Origin of the sequence: Streptomyces sp. NPDC000410 (genome assembly GCF_040300305.1) — a bacterium.
Lineage (GTDB): Bacteria > Actinomycetota > Actinomycetes > Streptomycetales > Streptomycetaceae > Streptomyces.
Genome location: NZ_JBEPDM010000060.1, coordinates 15867 through 33648, shown reverse-complemented (window position 1 = coordinate 33648; position 17782 = coordinate 15867). Strand labels below are relative to the sequence as shown.

The following is a 17782-nucleotide window of genomic DNA, read 5'->3' as shown; positions in this document are numbered from 1 at the left end:
CCACCCTGGACGCCGGCACCGCCTACGGCCGCATCCACAACGCCCTCACCAACACCGACGGCACCGCGGCAGGCCTGAACATCCACGCCACCACCTCCTACGGCAACATCACCGCCCGCAGCATCTGAAACGCACCATCACGACCCCGGCAGCGGGTAGCGCACGCCGGTGAGCTGTTCCGAGAGCCCCCACAACCGGTGGGCCGTGGCGGAGTCCTGGATGGCACGCTCCCGGCTGCGGAGGGCGGGCTCGCCACGGAGCTGGAACGGCCCGTCGGGCACGACGTAGCTGCCCCCGGGCAGGTCGGGGACGGTCGCGGCGTACAGGGAGGTCTTGGCGCCGTCCGGTGTGGGGCGAAAAGCGAGGCGCAGGAGCAGGCGGGTGAGGATCCCGTACGCACGACCCCGGGTGCTGTTGGCGCCGCCGGTGAGCACATTGGAGCGCGTGAGTCCGGGGGCGACGGCCATGCTGCGCAGCCTCAGCCCGGCGGCATCGGCCCTCCGCTGCAGTTCGATGGCGAAGTAGAGATTGGCCCGCTTGGACTGCACGTAGGCGAACGCCGCCCGGTAGCGGCGCTCGGCGTTGAGGTTGGTCATGTCGAACCGGGCGAATCGCTGGCCCTCGCTGCTGACGGTGACCACGCGCGGGTCGGCGGCGGCCAGCAGGTGGGGCATGAGGAGACCGGTGAGGGCGAACGTGCCGAGGTGGTTGATGCCGAACTGGGACTCGAAACCGTCGGCGGTCCGGGAGAACGGCACCATCGCCACACCGGCGTTGTTGACCAGGAGATCGAGCCGGTCGTGGCTCCAGCACTCGGCGAAACCGCGGACGGATCCCAGGTCGGCGAGGTCGAGCACGCGCAGTTCGGTGCGGGCGCCGGGGACTTCGGTCCGCAGCCGCTCCACCGCGTCCCGCCCGCGCTCACGGCTTCGGCAGGCCAGGACGACATGGGCACCGCGGCGGGCGAGTTCACGGGCGGTGACGTACCCGATGCCGCTGTTGGCGCCGGTGACGACGGCCAGTCGTCCCGACTGGTCGGGGAGGGAATCCGGCGTCCAGCTCATGGTCATGGGGACCTCGATCCAGGGGTCGGGAGGGCTGCGGCCCGGAAAGCGCGCAGCCGCCGCATCGCAACTCGAAGTTGCGATAGCTTGATCCTGTCGCATGTTCCGCCGTTAACGCAACCGGGGGTTGCAATGGAGTCTGTCGAGTCGTCCTCAAGCCGTGCCCCCGCTGTCGGGCGGGGCAAGAAGATGCGCGCCGCCGTGCTGGAGGCGACCATCGCCGAGCTCACGGAGACCGGGTACGCGGCGCTGACCGTCGAAGGCGTCGCCCGACGGGCCGGTGTGCACAAGACGACGATCTACCGGAACTGGAACGACTCCGACGGCCTCGTCGCCGACGCGCTGGCCGGCCACTTCGCCGCGGACATCCCGATCCCCGACACCGGGGCGGTGGACAGCGACCTGCGCGCGCTGGCCCGTTCCCTCGTCGCCACCATGACCACGCGGGCGGGCCGGGCCCTGCTGGCCACCGTCCTCTCGGACGCCGTACGCCTGCCACGGCTCGCCGAAGTCAAGCGCGCGCTCTTCGAGGACCGGTTCCGGCGGGCGGAGCCCGTGGTCACCCGGGCCGTCGAGCGCGGCGAACTGCCCGCGGACACCGATCCGGCCGAACTCCTCAAGGCCCTCGCCGCGCCCATCTACTTCCGGCTCGTGTTCACCGGCGAGCCGGTCGACGAGGCGACAGCGGACCGGGCGGTGGACATCGCGCTCGCCGCCGCGCACGCCCGTGTGCTGCCGGCGGTCGCCTCCTGAAGCTGTTCATCCGACCTTCCTCATCTGACCTTCCGTCAGAATGGAACGTGTTCTAGTCTGCCGCCCATGGGCATCGGGATCACGCAAGAACAGCGGGAGTTGGCCCGGTCGGTGCGTGGCTGGCTGGCGCGCGCCGTGCCGCCCGAGGAGGTGCGCAAGCTGCTCGACGACGGCAGCGGGCCGACCGGGTACTGGGAGGCTGCCGGGGAACAGGGCCTGCACGGCATTCATCTGCCCGAGGAGTACGGGGGCGGCGGCGGGACGCTCCTCGACCTCGTCGTCGTACTCGAAGAGGCGGGGCGGGCCGCGCTGCCGGGGCCGTACCTGCCGAACGTGCTCGCCTCCGCCGTGCTGGTCCGCGCCGGGCGCGGGGATCTGGCGGCGGCCCTCGCGGGCGGGGAGAGGATCGGGGCCGTCGCCCTCGGCCCCGGCGGGCTCACCGCCACCGGGACCCCGGACGGCCACCGGCTCGACGGCACCGCGCCGCCCGTCCTCGGCGCCGGGTACGCCGATCTGCTCGTGCTCGACACCGGGACCGCCCGGGTCGTCGTGGACGCCGAGCAGCTCGACGTACGCGTACACGAGAGCGCCGATCCGACCCGGCCCACCGCCGAGGTCACCGCGCACGCGGTGACCGTGCCGCACGACCGTGTCCTCGACGTCGACGACGGCGTGGTCCACGACCTCGCCGCCGTGCTGTACGCCGCCGACGCGTGCGGGACGGCGGCCTGGGCGCTGCACACCGCCGCCGAGTACGCCAAGGTGCGCGAGCAGTTCGGGCGGCCCATCGGGCAGTTCCAGGGCATCAAGCACCTGTGCGCGGACATGCTCGTACGGCTCGAACAGGCCCGCGCCCTGACCTGGGACGCGGCACGGGCCGCCGACACCGACGGCGGCACCGGCAGCGCCACCGACACCGACAGCGGGGCCCGGGGCCTCACCGCCGCCCTCGCGGCCGCCACCGCCCTCGACGCCGCGTACACGTGCGCCAAGGACTGCATCCAGATCCTCGGCGGCATCGGCTTCACCTGGGAGCACGACGCCCACCTCCACCTCCGCAGGGCCGTCGTGGCCCGGCAGCTCCTCGGGACCGGCGACGCGCACCGGCTCGAAGCCGTACGGCTCGCCGCGGACGGCGCGCGCAGGGAGCTGAGGCTGGAGCTGCCGGCCGAGGCGGACACGTACCGCGCGCGGGCCCGCGAGGCGATCGCGCCCGCCCACGGCCTCGACCCGGCCGCCGCCCGCCGGGCCCTCGCGCCCACCGGCCACGCGGCTCCGCACCTGCCGCCCCCGTACGGCCTGGGCGCCGGGCCGCTCCAGCAGCTCGCCGTCCAGCGGGAGCTGCGGGCGGCCGGGATCAAGGTGAGCGACCTGGGCATCGCGACCTGGGTGGTGCCGTCCCTCATCGCGTACGGGACCCAGGAGCAGCAGGACCGCTTCCTCGGCCCCACCCTGCGGGGCGATCTGCTCTGGTGCCAGCTCTTCTCCGAGCCGGGGGCCGGGTCCGACCTCGCCTCGCTGCGGACGAAGGCGGAGCGCACCGAGGACGGGGGCTGGCGGATCAGCGGGCAGAAGGTGTGGACGAGCGCCGCGCAGTGGGCCGACTTCGGCATCCTCCTCGCCCGGACCGATCCGGACGCGCCCAAGCACAAGGGGCTGACGTACTTCCTCGTGGACATGAAGGCCACGGAAGGGATCGACATCCGGCCGCTGAAGGAGATCACCGGCGAGTCCCTCTTCAACGAGGTGTACTTCGACGGCGTGCTGCTGCCCGCCGACGCCGTGGTGGGCGAGGTGAACGACGGCTGGCGGGTGGCCCGTCACACGCTCGGCAACGAACGCGTCCACATGGCCGACCAGTTGACCTTCGACACCGGCCTGGAGGAGCTGATCGCGAAGTCCGCGGGGCTCGACGACGCCCGCCGGGCCCGTATCGGCGCGCTCGCCGCCGAGGCGCACGCCCTCGCCTGCATCGGGCTGCGGACGACTCTCCAGCAGGTCGACGGCCTGGAGCCGGGCGCCGGCGCCTCCGTACGCAAGCTGATCCAGACCGGCCACCAGCAGAAGGTCGCCGAACTCGCCCTCGAACTCCTCGGCCCGGCGGGCGCGGTCCGTGAGGGCGCGGGCGAACGGGCCGTGCACGGGCTGCTGATGTCCCGCTGTCTGACGATCGCGGGCGGCACCACGCAGGTCCAGCTCAACGTCGTCGCCGAGCGCATCCTTGGCCTGCCCCGGGACTGAGAGGAACCTCCCATGAACATGAAGACGTACATCGTCGGTGTCGGCATGACGAAGTTCGAGAAGCCCGAGTCCCGCGACTGGCAGTACTGGGACATGGCCAGGGAAGCGGGCACGGCGGCCCTCGCCGACGCGGGTATCCCGTACGAGCTCGTCCAGCAGGTCCCGGTCGGCTACTGCTTCCAGGCCTCGACTGCAGGCCAGCGCGCCGCGTACGAACTCGGCCTGACCGGGGTCCCCGTCTACAACGTCAACAACAACTGCGCGACCGGTTCGACGGCCCTGATGATGGCCCGGCAGTTCGTCGCGGGCGGGCTCTCCGACTGCGTACTGGCCCTCGGCTTCGAGAAGATGAAGAAGGGGGCACTGGGCGGGGGCGCCGACGGAGGGGACTTCAAGACATCCCCCGTGGCGCGGCATTACGGGGTCATGGCCGCCGCGCACGGCTTCGAGATGAGCCCGCCCACCGCCCAGATCTTCGGCAACGCCGCCCGCGAGCACATGGAGCGCTACGGCACCACGGCCCGGCAGCTCGCCGCCGTCGCCGCCAAGAACCACCGGCATTCGGCCGACAACCCGAACGCCCAGTTCCGGGACGTGTACGAGATCGACGAGATCCTCGCGGCGAAGACCATCCACCAGCCCCTCACCAAGCTCCAGTGCTCGCCGACCTCCGACGGGGCGGCCGCGGCCCTGGTCGTCTCCGAGCGCTTCGTGGTCGAGCACGGGCTGCACGAGCGCGCGGTCGAGATCGCCGGACAGGCCATGACCACCGACACCGCCGACTCCTTCGCCTCCGGCTCCTGCATCGACGTCGTCGGCAGGCCCATGTCCCGGGCGGCGGCGCGGCAGGCGTACGAGGCGTCCGGGCTCGGCATCGAGGACATCGACGTCATCGAGCTGCACGACTGCTTCTCCGTCAACGAACTGCTGACCTACGAGGCGCTCGGCATGTGCCCGGACGGAGAGTCGGGCAAGCTCGTCGAGTCGGGGGCGACGGGCTTCGGCGGCCGCTGGGTGGTCAACCCGTCCGGTGGACTGATCTCCAAGGGGCACCCGCTCGGCGCGACGGGGCTCGCGCAGGCCGCCGAGCTGACCTGGCAACTGCGCGGCGAGGCGGGCGCACGGCAGGTGCCGGGCGCGCGCACCGGGCTCGCGCACAACATCGGACTCGGCGGCGCGGCGGTCGTCACCGTACTGCGCAAGGCCTAGGAAACGTCCGGGCGGCCGGCCCGTGGAGGGCCGGCCGCCCGGCGGTCGCGGTGAGCGGTCGCGGTCAGCGCAGGGATATCCAGAAGCCGTAGTGGTGCTGCGCGGCGAAGTCCACGGGGCGGATACCGCCCGGCCCGGACGCGAGAGCCTGCGCGTTCGGCGCCGTCGGGGTGGTGGGCTTCCAGTCCGCCTTGCCCGTACGGGCGAAGTCGCTCCAGATACGGATCATCTCGTCGGACAGGCCCCGCTGCGCCGGGGACAGCGGCTGGTAGGCGTCGAGCTCGAAGAGATACGGAAGGTCGAACGTATGCCCGGCTCCGACATCGAACGCGGGCTTCCGGTAATTCGGGTCCGCGTACCAGGGGACCGTGCTGTCGGCGAATTCGTAGGTGTAGGTGGGCACGTGGCGGGACAGCGCCCGGCCGCTGTCGACGGACTGACGGGCCCAGTTGCCGTCGGTCAGAGCGGCACCGAGGGCGGCGGCCGGAGAGTTGCCGTACGCACTGCTGGGGTAGCGGGCGGCGATGGCGGAGGCCTGCTTCTTGCCGAACTCCTGCTCCAGGTGGGTGCGGCGGTCGGACTCGTCGATCTGCGCGTCCGGGTCGCCGGTGGCCTGCTTCTTGCCCAGTTCAATGCCGTAGACCCTGGCCCGCTCCTCATCGCGGGTGATGCCCTGCAGCACCGGGACCTTGTTGAAGTTCCCGGTGGCGAACGCCTCCTGGGGGGTGCGTGGCAGTAGCTCACCACCGAAGACGGGCTGGTACTCGGGGCCCATGCCGAAGGGACTCACCAGTTGCTCGGGGGAGGCCGTGCGCCAGTCGGCGAGCTTGTGCTTCTTCGCGAGCACGCCGGCGGTCGCCACGCCCGCCGCCAGCGCGTCCTCGCGGTCCCGTTGCCCCATGGCGGACGTGCACGGGGCGCTCTGCTGGATGACCCGGTCGAAGAGGCCCGCCGACGACGGGGCGATCAGATGGGCGCAGGTGCTGTAGCCGCCGGCGGACTGGCCGAAGAGCGTGACATTGCCCGGGTTGCCCCCGAATGCAGCGGCGTTGCGCTGCACCCAGCGCAGGGCCGCCTGCTGGTCGAGGAAGCCGTAGTTCCCGGACTCGCCACGCTTCTCCAGGTCCGGATGGGCCAGGTAGCCCAGGGCGCCGAGCCGGTAGTTGACCGTGACCACGACCACATCGCCCTGGGCGGCGAGTCGCCGGGCGCCGTACATCGCACCCTCGCTGTCCGTGTGGCCGCCGCCGTGCAGGTACACCATCACGGGCCGGGCCTTGGTGGAGGAGGCGCGCGGAGTCGTGACGTTGACGAAAAGGCAGTCCTCGTCGCCGGACTTGGGCCCGACGGCCGGGAGGCTGCCCGTCTGCGGGCAGGCGGCGCCGGGCTCGGTGGCGCTGCGGACGCCGTCCCACTTCTTGGCGGGCGCGGTGGGTGCCCAGCGGCGCTCGCCGACGGGAGGGGCCGCGTAGGGGATGCCCTGGAAGACGCGCACGGTGTCGGTCACCGTGCCGCGTACGGTGCCGTTGTCGGTCCGTACCAGCGAGGCGTCACCGCGCTCCGCCTCACCGGCGGGGGCGGTGGTGGTCACCACGCCTGCGACGCCCAGGGCGATGGCGGCGGCGATCGCCGCGTATGTACTCCGCTTCAACATGCCTTCGAGCGTAGGAAGTCGGCGATCACGCGGACAGCCGGTCAGCCACCCGTCGATGGGTGTAGCTAGCCCCACCGCCGGTCACCGGGTACCGCCACCCCAGGCAACTGCATGCCTAGGACTTCGGCCGGACGGTCCGTACCGCGAAATGCCGATGTACGGACCGTCAGGTGCCTGCGACCATGACGGTCATGGTCCAAGCCCCCTCAGACTCCACAGACACCGCAGCCGATCACATACCGGGCGCCGCCGTCCGGTCCGCCAGGACGTGGGCGGTGGTGCTCGCCGCCTGCGCCGGGCAGTTCCTCGTCGTCCTCGACGTGTCCGTCGTCAACACCGCACTGCCGTCCATGCGCGCCGACCTGGGCCTGAGCGCCGTCGGACTGCAGTGGGTGGTCAACGCGTACTCGATCGCCTTCGCCGGGTTCATGTTGCTGGGCGGGCGGGCGGGCGATCTGTTCGGGCGCAAGCGGATGTTCCTGGTGGGACTCGGACTGTTCACGGCCGCCTCGCTCGCGGGCGGACTGGCCCAGGAGGGCTGGCAGCTCCTCGCCGCGCGCGCCGGGCAGGGACTCGGGGCCGCCGTGCTCGCCCCGGCGACGCTGACGCTGCTCACGGCGGCCGTGCCGGAGGGCCCGGCGAGGGCGCGGGCCATCGCCACCTGGACCGCCGTCGGGGCGGGCGGGGGCGCGGCCGGCGGGCTGGTCGGCGGGGTGCTGACCGACACGCTGTCCTGGCGCTGGACCCTGCTGATCAACGTGCCGGTCGGCGCGCTGGTGCTGGTCCTGGGCGCGTGGTGGCTCACGGAGAGCCGGGCGGGGGAGGGGCGCAGGCTCGACCTGCCCGGCGCGGTGCTCGTGACGGCGGGCCTCGCGACCCTCGCGTACGGAATCGTCCAGACCGAGGAGGCGGGCTGGGGCGTCCCCGCGACGCTGGTGCCGCTGGCCGCCGGGCTGGTGCTGCTGGGCGCCTTCGTCGCGGTCGAGGCGCGGACGAAGGCGCCGCTGATGCCGCTGAAGCTGTTCGCCGTGCGGTCGGTGTCGGCGGCGAACGCGGCGATGTTCATCTCCGGCTCGGCCATGTTCTGCATGTGGTTCTTCATGACGGTGTACGCGCAGAACGTGCTCGACTACAGCCCCCTGGCCGCTGGACTCGCCCTGATGCCCAGCTCCCTCGCCGTGGTCGTCGGCTCGAAGGCCGCGCCCCGGCTGATGCCGGTGATCGGCGCCCGCAACGTGGCCGCGCTCGGCGCGCTCGTGGGGGCGGTCGGGTTCGGCTGGCAGTCGACGATGGACGCCGACGGTACGTATCTCACGGCGATCCTGCTGCCCGGTCTGCTGATGATGCTCGGCGGCGGTCTCGCCGCGACCCCGCTCGCGGCCCTCGCCACGTCGGGGGCCGCCCCAGGCGACGCCGGGCTCGTCTCCGGGCTGATCAACACCTCCCGGACGATGGGCGGTGCGCTCGGCCTGGCCGTCCTGTCGACGGTCGCGGCGGCGAGGACCGGCGGGGCGACGGATCCCGAGGCGCTGACGGCCGGGTACGCGCTGGCGTTCCGGACGGGGGCGGGGGTGCTGCTGGGCGGTGCGGTGCTGATGCTGCTGTGGCTGCCGACGGACCGGCGGCCGCGCGTCCGGCAGCGGGACGTCCGGCAGCGGGGCGACTCGCCCGGCCGGGATATCTGACGTACTGTCAGGAGCCTTCACAACTCGTGGGGGGTGCGTTATACATGGCTCATCCGGCCACTAGAACGCGTTCTAGTAACCGGTCCCGTACGGCCTCGGTGCGGCCGACGGTGCGGACGGCCGCACCGAGGTCTTCCACTCCCCAACCGTCGTAGGAGCAGCATCCCCATGCCCATCGATGCCGCCAAGGCGATCGCGGCCGAGCCGCGCAGCGCCGAGATCACCTGGGACCACAAGGACGTCCAGCTCTACCACCTGGGTCTCGGCGCCGGACGCCCGGCGACGGACCCCGACGAACTGCGCTACACCCTGGAGTCCCGGCTGCACGTCCTGCCCAGCTTCGCCACGGTCGCGGGCGCGGGCATGGGCGTGGTCGGCGGGCTGTCCGCCCCCGGCATCGACGTCGACCTCGCCGCCGTACTGCACGGCGGACAGAGCATCACGCTGCACCGCCCGATCCCGGTCAAGGGCCGGGCGACCAGCACCTCGCGCGTCGCGGCCGTGTACGACAAGGGCAAGGCCGCGATCCTCGTCCTGCGCTCCGAAGCCGCCGACGAGAACGGGCCGCTGTGGACGAGCGACGCCCAGATCTTCGTACGCGGCGAAGGCGGCTTCGGCGGCGAGCGCGGGCCGTCGGCCCGTGTCGAGCAGCCCGACCGCGAGCCCGACATCCTCGTCGAGCGGGCCGTCCGCGAGGACCAGGCGCTGCTCTACCGGCTCTCCGGCGACTGGAACCCGCTGCACGCCGACCCGGAGTTCGCCAAGCTCGCCGGCTTCGACAGGCCGATCCTGCACGGGCTCTGCTCGTACGGCATGACGCTCAAGGCGGTCGTGGACGCGGTGCTCGGCGGGGACGTCACGCGCGTGCGTTCGTACCGCACGCGCTTCGCGGGCGTCGTCTTCCCGGGCGAGACCCTGCGCATGCGGATGTGGGCCGGTGAAGGCGGCGTCCAGGTGTCGGTGACGGCGGTCGAGAGGGACGACGCCCCGGTGCTCGCCGACACGCTCGTCGAGACGTCGTGAACTTCCGAACGCCTTGCACGCCTTGAACGCCTGCACGTTGTGAACGTCTTGAACGCCTTGAACGCCTTGTACGTCTTGAACGCCTTGTACGTCGTGAAGGGAGCCGCACCATGCGCGCAGCCGTACTGCACGAGATCGGCCAGGACAAACTCGAAGTCGTCGACGACGTCGAGGCGACGGGCTTCGGCCCCGGCAAGGTGAAGATCCGGGTCCGGGCGACCGGGCTGTGCCACTCCGACGTCTCCGCGATGACCGGGGTACTGCCACAGCCCGCCCCCTTCATCCCCGGCCACGAGGGCGCGGGCGAGATCATCGACGTCGGTGACGGGGTCACGGGCCTCCAACAGGGCGACCGGGTGCTGATGTCCTGGCTGCCCGCGTGCGGAGTCTGCCCCGCCTGCAAGCGCGGGCAGACCCAGCTCTGTCTGGCCGGTTTCATGAACGCCGGCACCCCCAACTTCAAGCGCCCCGGCGGTGACGTCTTCGGCTTCGCCGGAACCGGCACCTTCGCCGAGGAGGTCGTCGTCGACGCGGGCTGCGCGGTGCCGATCCCCGACGACGTGCCGTTCGAGATCGCCGCGCTCATCGGCTGCGGAGTGACCACGGGGCTCGGTGCGGCCATCAACACGGCGAAGGTGGAGACCGGCGCGTCGGTCGCCGTCATCGGCTGCGGCGGCGTCGGCATCTCCACCATCCAGGGCGCCCGGATCCGGGGCGCGGCGCAGATCGTCGCCGTCGACCCGGTGGCGTCGCGGCGCGAGGCCGCACTGCGCTTCGGCGCGACCGAGGCGGTCTCCCCGGACGAACTCGCCGATGCCAAGCAGCGCATCACGGGCGGCGAGGGCTTCGACTACGTCTTCGAGGTCGTCGGCAAGTCGGCGACGGCCAGGACCGCGTACGAGACGACCCGGCGCGGCGGCACGCTCTGCGTGGTCGGCGCGGGCGCGATGGACGACTTCCTCCAGCTCAACATGTTCGAGCTGTTCTTCGACGAGAAGCGGATCCTGCCCTCCATGTACGGCGGCGGGGACGTGCTGCGCTCGTACGAACGGGCCATCGCGCTGTGGCGGGCGGGCCGGATCGACCTGGAGTCGCTGATCACGCACCGGGTGCAGCTCGCGGAGATCAATGAAGCGCTCACCCAGATGCGTACGGGCGAGGCGCTGCGTACCTGCATCGAGATCTGAGGGGGATTCGGTCGGATGTCACTCCCACTTGAGGGCCTGTCCGCGATCGTCACGGGCGCGGGGCGGGGGCTCGGCCGCGTCGAGGCGCTGGAGCTCGCCCGGCTCGGCGCGAGCGTCGTCGTCAACGACTACGGGCAGCCGGGGCGGGACGGCTCCGGTGACGCCTCCGCCGCCCCGGCGCAGGAGGTCGTGGACGAGATCCGCGCGGAGGGCGGGCACGCGGTCGCCCATCTCGGCGACATCGCGGACCACGAGTCGGCGCGCGGTCTCGTGGACCTGGCGGTCGGCACGTACGGCAAGCTGGACATCCTCGTCAACAACGCGGGGATCCTGCGCGACCGGATGATCTTCTCGATGAGCGAGGACGAGTGGGACTCGGTGATCCGCGTCCACCTCAAGGGCCACTTCAACACGACCCACTTCGCGTCCGTCCACTGGCGCGGGCGGTCCAAGGCGGCCGGGGCCCCCGTCTACGGCCGGGTCGTCAACACCTCCTCGGAGGCCTTCCTCGCGGGCTCGGCGGGCCAGCCCAACTACGCGGCGGCGAAGGGCGGCATCGTCGGTCTGACGACGTCGACGGCGCTGGCGCTCGGGAAGTACGGCGTCACGGCGAACGCGATCTGCCCGAGGGCCCGTACGCGGATGACGGAGGACGTGTTCGCTGGCTTCGCCGAGCCGGGGGAGGGGCAGCTGGACCCACTCGCCCCCGAGCACGTCGCCCCCCTGGTCGGCTATCTGGCGTCCCCGGCCGCGGCCAGGGTCAACGGGCAGCTGCTCGTCGTCCACGGGGGAATGGTGGCGGTGGTGGAGCGCCCGAGGGTGGCCGCCACGTTCGACTCCTCGAAGGAGACGTTCTCGTACGAGGAGCTGGACGGGGTCCTGTCCCCGTACTACGCGTCCCGGCCGGACGGCGAGACGTTCGCGGCGGCCGAGGTCCTGGGCCTGAAGCGAGGCTAGTCGGCTACGGAAGTGCGCCCCCTAGTGCGCCGGGCGCACTTCCGTACGCCGCGAATGGGTCAAGTCTTCACGCTCCGTGACGAGGGAAGATCACGACCGTACGCTGCCGCCCCCGGCCCGGGGCCGGCGGTCACACAACGTGATCACCGAGGAACGGAGCACTGCCATGCCATTGACGACCGCGAACTTCTCGGCCGAGGTGGAGGCCGCGAACAAGGTGGGGGACCCGGCCGCCGACGCGCTGGTGTCCGACCTGATCGACAACCGGGAGGTCGACGGGGTCAACGATCTGTTCCGGACCATCAACAAACTGGGGCCGGACCAGGACCTCTCCCAGCTCCCCGAGCGCCTCGCCGACTTCCTGCGCGAGGCGCAGGCCCCGCCGCCGGACTGGAGCGAGGCCGACGTCAAGGCCGCGGAGGGCTTCTTCGACCACCACCACGGCGAAGCGTCCATGCTCCAGGGCACCGCCGGCCTCATCGGCACCTACCTCTCCCCCACGGGCGCCTACACCCTGCGCTCCACGGGACGGCTCGGCGGCGTGGAAGGTCCGGGCCGACGGCTGTCGCAGTCCTCGCGGCTGTTCCTCGGCATGGGCAAGAGGGACGCCATGCGCAACGGCACCCTCGCCGCGACCGTGACCAAGGTCCGCATGGTGCACGCCTCGGTGCGCCAGCTGCACAAGAAGAGCGGCCAGTGGGACTACGCCAAGTGGGGCGAGCCGGTCTCCCAGAAGTACACCACCGGCGCCGTCTGCGTCTTCAGCACCCAGATCCTCCAGGGCATGAAGAACCTGGGCCTGCACGTCTCCAAGGACGACCAGCACGGTTTCATGTGTGCCTGGCACTACGTCAACCACTACCTCGGCACCCCGGAGAAGTGGCTCCTGCCCAAGAACGCCGACGAGGTCGAGCGCATCTGGAACCAGGAGCGGGACAAGGAGTGGAAGAAGACCGACGACGGTCTGTACATGACCAAGAAGGCCATCGAGTTCTACCGGGACCTTCTGAAGCCCGGAGCCAGTGACGCGTACATCGCGATCACCCGTGTGGCGCTCACCGACAAGTACGCCGACATGGCCGGCATCCCGAAGAGCCCCATCGACTTCGCGGCCAAGGGCGTCGCCGCCGGCCACAGCCTGCTCAGCAACACGGCGGGCGGTCTCCTCGGCGGCAGCGCCAAGCAGGCCGTAGGGGTCAACCCCTACAAGGAGGCCATCGGCGTCGCCTCCAAGGCGTTCAACGAGATCGAGAACTACGCCATCACCCACGGCCAGGACGACCAGCCCCAGATGCACCAGGAGCTCGGCGACAACCGCTGACGCATGGCCGTGGTGTCCAGGCCCTGCTCCGATTCCCCTACGCCCTTCGAGGGCGCGGGGGAGCCGGAGCGGTCCTGGGTCGGGCTACCGCGTACCGTCCCCCGGCCGCCGGTGCCGGCCATGGGCCGGGCTCGTCGTGTCCTCCGTCGGCGCCGCACCGCCTCGGTGCTTTCCGGAGCCGCCGGCTTCGGCCTGGGCCGCGGCCGCGGACTGCGGACGCGCCTGGGTCGTGTCGGTTCGGGCTTCAGACATGTGGGAAGTTCCCCCGTTTTGTGCTCGCTGCTTACGTGTCCCAAGGGACCCGGCGCCGCACCCACCGCACCTGAAGAGCCCCCGGCCGGAAAGTCTAACCAGGCGTCACCCGGCCGATGAGAGGCGCCTGCTGCAACGGCACCGGCTTGTACACCACGGGACATTCCGGAAGTGCCGGTTCCGTGACCGGGTGGGGGAGAAGGGCGTCGGCGGGCGGCTCCAGCAGGGCCACTCCGCACGGCACCCGCCCCGTCGCGTACGGCAGTCGCAGCACACCCTCCCGGGTCCACAGCCCCGCCCCGGCCAACCACCCCTCCGGGGCGGGCAGTTGATGCAACCGTCGCCCCGAGGGGCGCCACACTCCCACCCAGCTGCCCGCCGCCGCGTCGATCCGCAGCGCCACCGCGCAGCTCTCCGGCATCAGCATCTGGCCCGGCTGGATCGCGAACGGCGTGACGGCGGCGTCGGCGAGGCGCAGGCATTCCGGAAACCGCACCGGCCGCATGCTCCCCAGCACCCCCCAGCCCAGCCGGTCGTGCCCCGCCGCGTCCGAGCGGATCAGCAGCAGACCGCTGTCGGGGTCCGCGAGCAGCAGCCGGTCGTTGCTGTCGTCCGTGATCTGCAGCAGCGGGCTGACCTCCCCGCCGCGCTCCAGGTCCACGGTCATCGCCTTGGTGACGCCCGCGGACTCCTGGTTCACGGCGAGCATCCGTCCCGTGCGGTCCAGCCAGACGCCGCCGGAACAGCGCCCGGGGACGACGGCGACCCGCTCCGGGCCGAAGGCGCCGCCCGCCACCCGCCACACGGCGGTGGACCGCCCGCCGGGAGCGAGGGCGTAGGCGCAGCTGCCCTCGGGGGACGGCGGCAGCAGGGTGAGGTCCTCGCACTCGACGGCGCCGAGCGGCCGTTCGCCGGTGGTGGGGCCGGTCGGGTACAGGAGGGAGAAGTCGCGCCGGCCGCCGACCCGGCGGTGGATCAGCACCCGCCCGTCGGTCATCGGCAGCACCTCGGTGTCCCGTTCCTCCGGCTGGCACCCCGGCAGCGGTACCGCGTACGGCTCGGGCCCGTCGAGCGTCCAGCGCTCCGGGAACCAGGCGTCGCCCTCGCGGGCGAGCCGGGCCGCGTAGCAACCGTCCACGGCGATCGTGAAGCCGCTCGGTCGGACCGTGTCCCCGTCGCCGTCCGTGGCCGCTTCGATGGCACAAGCAGTCATCGACTCGTCACCTCCGGCGACGAAACTAGGTTTCGTACGTCCAGCCGAACACCGTGAACTGTCGTGCTTCACCCATAAGGGTGGCGGTTGTCCGATTCGCCTGAGGGTGGTGGGGCGAGTGTGTACGCCAGTCGTGGCGATCGGCCCCGTTCGACGTGGGTGCGTCATCGATGGCGCGGGACAGTGCGTAACAGCAGGACAGCGCACGCCGGAGGGACACGTAGGGCAGGTAGCCTTTGCTCCGTGCCCCGTCTGTCTGAAGTCATCGCCGCGCTCGACGCCCTGTGGCCCCCCGAGCGGGCCGAGGAGTGGGACGCCGTCGGCACGGTCTGCGGAGACCCTGACGCCGACGTCACACGGGTCCTGTTCGCCGTCGACCCCGTCCAGGAGATCGCCGACGAGGCGATCGCGCTCGGCGCGGATCTGATCGTCACGCACCACCCGCTCTATCTGCGCGGTACGACCACGGTCGCCGCCACGCACTTCAAGGGCCGGGTCGTGCACACCCTGATCAAGCACGACATCGCCCTGCACGTCGCGCACACCAACGCCGACACCGCCGACCCCGGCGTCTCCGACGCCCTCGCCGGCGCGCTCGACCTGCGGGTCGTCGGCCCCCTCGTGCCCGAGAACGGCCTCGGCCGGATCTGCGAGCTCGACCACCCGCTCACGCTGGGCGAGTTCGCCGCGCACGCCGCGAAGCGGCTGCCCGCCACCGCGCAGGGCATCCGGATCGCGGGCGACCCCGACGCGATCGTCCGCCGGGTCGCCGTCAGCGGCGGTTCGGGCGACAGCCTCTTCGGTGCCGTACGGGCCGCGGGAGTCGACGCGTTCCTCACCGCCGATCTGCGCCACCACCCGGCGTCGGAGGCGGTGCAGCAGTCACCGCTGGGCCTCGTGGACGCCGCTCACTGGGCCACCGAATGGCCCTGGTGCGAGCAGGCCGCCGCCCAACTCGACGAGATTTCCGACCGTCATGGCTGGGGCCTGCGGGTCCATGTCTCGAAGACGGTCACCGACCCCTGGTCCTCCCACCACACCTCTGGAGCCCCCAACTGAACGCCGCGCCCGCCGACCAGATCCGACTCCTCGAAGTCCAGGCCCTCGATGTGCGCCTGTCGCAGATCGCGCACAAGCGCAAGTCCCTGCCCGAGCACGCCGAGATCGAGTCGCTGAACAAGGACCTCACGCAGCTGCGCGATCTGCTCGTCGCCGCGCAGACGGAGGAGAGCGACTGCGCCCGGGAGCAGGTCAAGGCCGAGCAGGACGTCGACCAGGTGCGCCAGCGCTCCGCCCGCGACCAGCAGCGTCTCGACTCCGGCGCCATCACCTCGCCGAAGGACCTGGAGAGCCTCCAGCGCGAGATCGCCTCCCTCGCCAAGCGCCAGGGCGACCTGGAGGACGTCGTCCTGGAGGTCATGGAGCGCCGCGAGTCCGCGCAGGAACGTGTCTCCGAGCTGACCGGCCGTGTCGCCGCCGTCCAGGCGAAGACCGACGACGCGACCGGCCGCCGGGACGTGGCGTACGAGGGCTTCGACGCCGAGGCCGCGCTGATCGCCAAGGAGCGCGAGGTCGTCGCCGGGTCCGTACCGGCCGAGCTGCTGAAGCTGTACGAGAAGCTGCGCGCGCAGCAGGGCGGCGTGGGCGCGGCCCGGCTGTACCAGCGCCGCTGCGAGGGCTGCCACATCGAGCTCAACATCACCGAGCTGAACGAGGTGCGGGCGGCCGCCGCCGACGCGGTCGTACGGTGCGAGAACTGCCGCCGCATCCTGGTCCGTACGGCCGAGTCCGGGCTCTGATGGCCTCGGCGCGCGAACTGGTCGTCGAGGCGGACGGGGGCTCCCGGGGCAACCCGGGCCCCGCGGGGTACGGCGCGGTCGTCTTCGACCCGGTGACGGGGGAGGCGCTGGCGGAGCGGGCGGAGTACATCGGCGTCGCGACGAACAACGTCGCCGAGTACAAGGGCCTGATCGCCGGGCTGAAGGCCGCGCGGGAGCTCGCCGCGGACGCCAAGGTCCGGGTGCGGATGGACTCCAAGCTCGTCGTCGAGCAGATGTCCGGGCGCTGGAAGATCAAGCACCCCGACATGAAGCCGCTCGCGGCGGAGGCGGCGCGGGTCTTCCCGGCGTCCCAGGTCATGTACGAGTGGATCCCGCGCGAGCAGAACAAGCACGCCGACCGGCTCGCCAACGAGGCCATGGACGCGGGCAAGCGGGGCAAGCAGTGGGAGCCGTCCAGCTCCCGGGCCGCGCTGGACGCCCTGGACGCGGGCGCCGCGCGCAACGCCGCGGGCCCGCCCGGGGACGCGGCGGCGGGGGCGGCGAGGGCGCGGGCCGCGCTGTCGGGGGCGGTGGCGCCGCGCGCCGAGGCCGCGCCGGTGGCGTCCGCCGAGTCCGCCGAGTCCGCCGCCATCGCGGCGCAGGCGCGGGCCGCGCTCGCCGCGAACGTGACCGCGTCGTCCGCGTCGTCCGTGGGGTGGGGTGCCGCCGCCGACATGGGGGCGCCCGCCACGTTCGTGCTGCTGCGGCACGGGGAGACCGCGCTCACCCCGCAGAAGCGGTTCTCCGGGAGCGGGGGCGGCGATCCGGAGCTGTCCGAGGTCGGTCTGCGCCAGGCGGAGGCCGTGGCCGCCGCGCTCGCCGCGCGCGGCACGATCCAGGAGATCGTCTCCTCGCCGCTGCGGCGCTGCCGCCAGACCGCGTCCGCCGTGGCCGCGCGCCTGGGCCTCGACGTACGGATCGAGGAGGGCCTGCGGGAGACGGACTTCGGCGCGTGGGAGGGCCTGACCTTCGCGGAGGTCCGCGAACGGTATCCGGACGACCTCGATGCCTGGCTGGCCTCCCCGAAGGCGGCGCCCACGGGCGGCGGCGAGAGTTTCGCGACGGTGGCGCGCCGGGTCTCGGCGACCCGTGACCGGCTGACGGACCGGTACGCGGGCCGTACGGTCCTGCTGGTCACCCACGTCACCCCGATCAAGACCCTGGTCCGCCTCGCCCTCGGCGCCCCGCCGGAGGCCCTGTTCCGCATGGAACTCTCCGCCGCGTCGCTCTCGGCGGTGGCCTACTACGCGGACGGCAACGCGTCCCTCCGCCTCCTGAACGACACGTCGCACCTCCGGTGAGGTGTGCGGGGTAGGGGCGGGGATCGGCGGTCCTTGCCGTTGACGGGCCGGGTGCGGGCCGGTGGGTGGTTTGTGCCCACCCGTCCCTCCCCCTAGGACTCC

At 72.2% G+C, this 17782-nt stretch carries 14 protein-coding genes and 1 pseudogene; 12 read left to right on the top strand and 3 right to left on the bottom strand.

What is annotated here, in order from left to right; all coding sequences use genetic code 11:
• A pseudogene (locus ABT342_RS38320) lies at positions 1-128 on the top strand (DUF4097 family beta strand repeat-containing protein); the annotation flags it as partial.
• 9 nt (positions 129-137) lie between these two features.
• Here the strand turns inward: ABT342_RS38320 and ABT342_RS33665 are convergent.
• A complete protein-coding gene (locus ABT342_RS33665; protein WP_351582201.1) occupies positions 138-1064 on the bottom strand; it encodes an oxidoreductase in 927 nt (308 codons plus the stop codon).
• Between the two features lie 132 nt (positions 1065-1196).
• Here ABT342_RS33665 and ABT342_RS33660 point away from each other — a divergent pair, with 132 nt between their 5' ends.
• From ABT342_RS33660 to ABT342_RS33650, 3 genes are all read left to right on the top strand, one after another.
• Positions 1197-1817: a TetR/AcrR family transcriptional regulator gene (locus ABT342_RS33660; protein ID WP_351582199.1), complete on the top strand. Its 621-nt coding sequence runs from the start codon at positions 1197-1199 to the stop codon at positions 1815-1817.
• A 66-nt stretch (positions 1818-1883) separates the two neighbouring features.
• A complete protein-coding gene (locus ABT342_RS33655) occupies positions 1884-4058 on the top strand; it encodes an acyl-CoA dehydrogenase family protein (RefSeq protein ID WP_351582197.1) in 2175 nt (724 codons plus the stop codon).
• An 18-nt stretch (positions 4059-4076) separates the two neighbouring features.
• Entirely contained in the window at positions 4077-5267 is a 1191-nt protein-coding gene (locus ABT342_RS33650) for a lipid-transfer protein (RefSeq protein ID WP_351582205.1), read from the top strand.
• Between the two features lie 64 nt (positions 5268-5331).
• Here the strand turns inward: ABT342_RS33650 and ABT342_RS33645 are convergent, their stop codons facing one another.
• Positions 5332-6921, bottom strand: coding sequence for a carboxylesterase/lipase family protein (locus tag ABT342_RS33645; RefSeq protein WP_351582195.1), 1590 nt, complete (start codon positions 6919-6921; stop codon positions 5332-5334).
• A 182-nt stretch (positions 6922-7103) separates the two neighbouring features.
• On the opposite strand from ABT342_RS33645, the gene ABT342_RS33640 reads away from it, so the two are divergent.
• The 5 genes from ABT342_RS33640 (at position 7104) to ABT342_RS33620 (ending at position 13094) form a co-directional block, all read left to right on the top strand.
• On the top strand, positions 7104-8606 hold the full coding sequence (locus ABT342_RS33640; RefSeq protein WP_351582193.1) for an MFS transporter: 1503 nt from the start codon (positions 7104-7106) through the stop codon (positions 8604-8606).
• 168 nt (positions 8607-8774) lie between these two features.
• Positions 8775-9629, top strand: coding sequence for an enoyl-CoA hydratase ChsH3 (gene chsH3 / locus ABT342_RS33635; RefSeq protein WP_351582191.1), 855 nt, complete (start codon positions 8775-8777; stop codon positions 9627-9629).
• Positions 9630-9739: 110 nt separating this feature from the next.
• The gene (locus ABT342_RS33630; RefSeq protein WP_351582189.1) at positions 9740-10816 is read left to right on the top strand and encodes a Zn-dependent alcohol dehydrogenase; all 1077 of its coding nucleotides are present in this window, start codon (positions 9740-9742) and stop codon (positions 10814-10816) included.
• A gap of 15 nt (positions 10817-10831) precedes the next feature.
• A complete protein-coding gene (locus ABT342_RS33625) occupies positions 10832-11773 on the top strand; it encodes a 3-oxoacyl-ACP reductase (RefSeq protein ID WP_351582187.1) in 942 nt (313 codons plus the stop codon).
• A gap of 166 nt (positions 11774-11939) precedes the next feature.
• Positions 11940-13094, top strand: coding sequence for an oxygenase MpaB family protein (locus ABT342_RS33620; protein ID WP_351582185.1), 1155 nt, complete (start codon positions 11940-11942; stop codon positions 13092-13094).
• Between the two features lie 346 nt (positions 13095-13440).
• Here ABT342_RS33620 and ABT342_RS33615 read toward each other — a convergent pair whose 3' ends face one another.
• Entirely contained in the window at positions 13441-14559 is a 1119-nt protein-coding gene (locus ABT342_RS33615; protein WP_351582182.1) for a hypothetical protein, read from the bottom strand.
• Positions 14560-14802: 243 nt separating this feature from the next.
• Between ABT342_RS33615 and ABT342_RS33610 the strand changes: the two genes are divergently transcribed.
• Genes ABT342_RS33610 through ABT342_RS33600 form a run of 3 tightly spaced genes read left to right on the top strand, consistent with a single transcriptional unit; the run spans position 14803 to position 17680 of the window.
• Positions 14803-15618, top strand: coding sequence for a Nif3-like dinuclear metal center hexameric protein (locus ABT342_RS33610; RefSeq protein WP_351582180.1), 816 nt, complete (start codon positions 14803-14805; stop codon positions 15616-15618).
• Positions 15615-16358, top strand: coding sequence for a zinc ribbon domain-containing protein (locus tag ABT342_RS33605; protein ID WP_351582203.1), 744 nt, complete (start codon positions 15615-15617; stop codon positions 16356-16358). Before ABT342_RS33610 ends, ABT342_RS33605 begins: the two co-directional genes overlap by 4 nt.
• Positions 16358-17680, top strand: coding sequence for a bifunctional RNase H/acid phosphatase (locus ABT342_RS33600; RefSeq protein WP_351582179.1), 1323 nt, complete (start codon positions 16358-16360; stop codon positions 17678-17680). The genes ABT342_RS33605 and ABT342_RS33600 overlap by 1 nt, the downstream gene beginning before the upstream one ends.
• Positions 17681-17782 lie beyond the last annotated feature (102 nt).

Excerpts from the sequence above, each read along its gene's own strand:
- ABT342_RS33665 (WP_351582201.1), bottom strand. The coding sequence starts at position 1,064 with ATGAGCTGGACGCCGGATTCCCTCCCCGACCAGTCGGGACGACTGGCC.
- ABT342_RS33660 (WP_351582199.1), top strand. The coding sequence starts at position 1,197 with ATGGAGTCTGTCGAGTCGTCCTCAAGCCGTGCCCCCGCTGTCGGGCGG.
- ABT342_RS33655 (WP_351582197.1), top strand. The coding sequence starts at position 1,884 with ATGGGCATCGGGATCACGCAAGAACAGCGGGAGTTGGCCCGGTCGGTG.
- ABT342_RS33650 (WP_351582205.1), top strand. The coding sequence starts at position 4,077 with ATGAAGACGTACATCGTCGGTGTCGGCATGACGAAGTTCGAGAAGCCC.
- ABT342_RS33645 (WP_351582195.1), bottom strand. The coding sequence starts at position 6,921 with ATGTTGAAGCGGAGTACATACGCGGCGATCGCCGCCGCCATCGCCCTG.
- ABT342_RS33640 (WP_351582193.1), top strand. The coding sequence starts at position 7,104 with ATGACGGTCATGGTCCAAGCCCCCTCAGACTCCACAGACACCGCAGCC.
- chsH3 (WP_351582191.1), top strand. The coding sequence starts at position 8,775 with ATGCCCATCGATGCCGCCAAGGCGATCGCGGCCGAGCCGCGCAGCGCC.
- ABT342_RS33630 (WP_351582189.1), top strand. The coding sequence starts at position 9,740 with ATGCGCGCAGCCGTACTGCACGAGATCGGCCAGGACAAACTCGAAGTC.
- ABT342_RS33625 (WP_351582187.1), top strand. The coding sequence starts at position 10,832 with ATGTCACTCCCACTTGAGGGCCTGTCCGCGATCGTCACGGGCGCGGGG.
- ABT342_RS33620 (WP_351582185.1), top strand. The coding sequence starts at position 11,940 with ATGCCATTGACGACCGCGAACTTCTCGGCCGAGGTGGAGGCCGCGAAC.
- ABT342_RS33615 (WP_351582182.1), bottom strand. The coding sequence starts at position 14,559 with ATGACTGCTTGTGCCATCGAAGCGGCCACGGACGGCGACGGGGACACG.
- ABT342_RS33600 (WP_351582179.1), top strand. The coding sequence starts at position 16,358 with ATGGCCTCGGCGCGCGAACTGGTCGTCGAGGCGGACGGGGGCTCCCGG.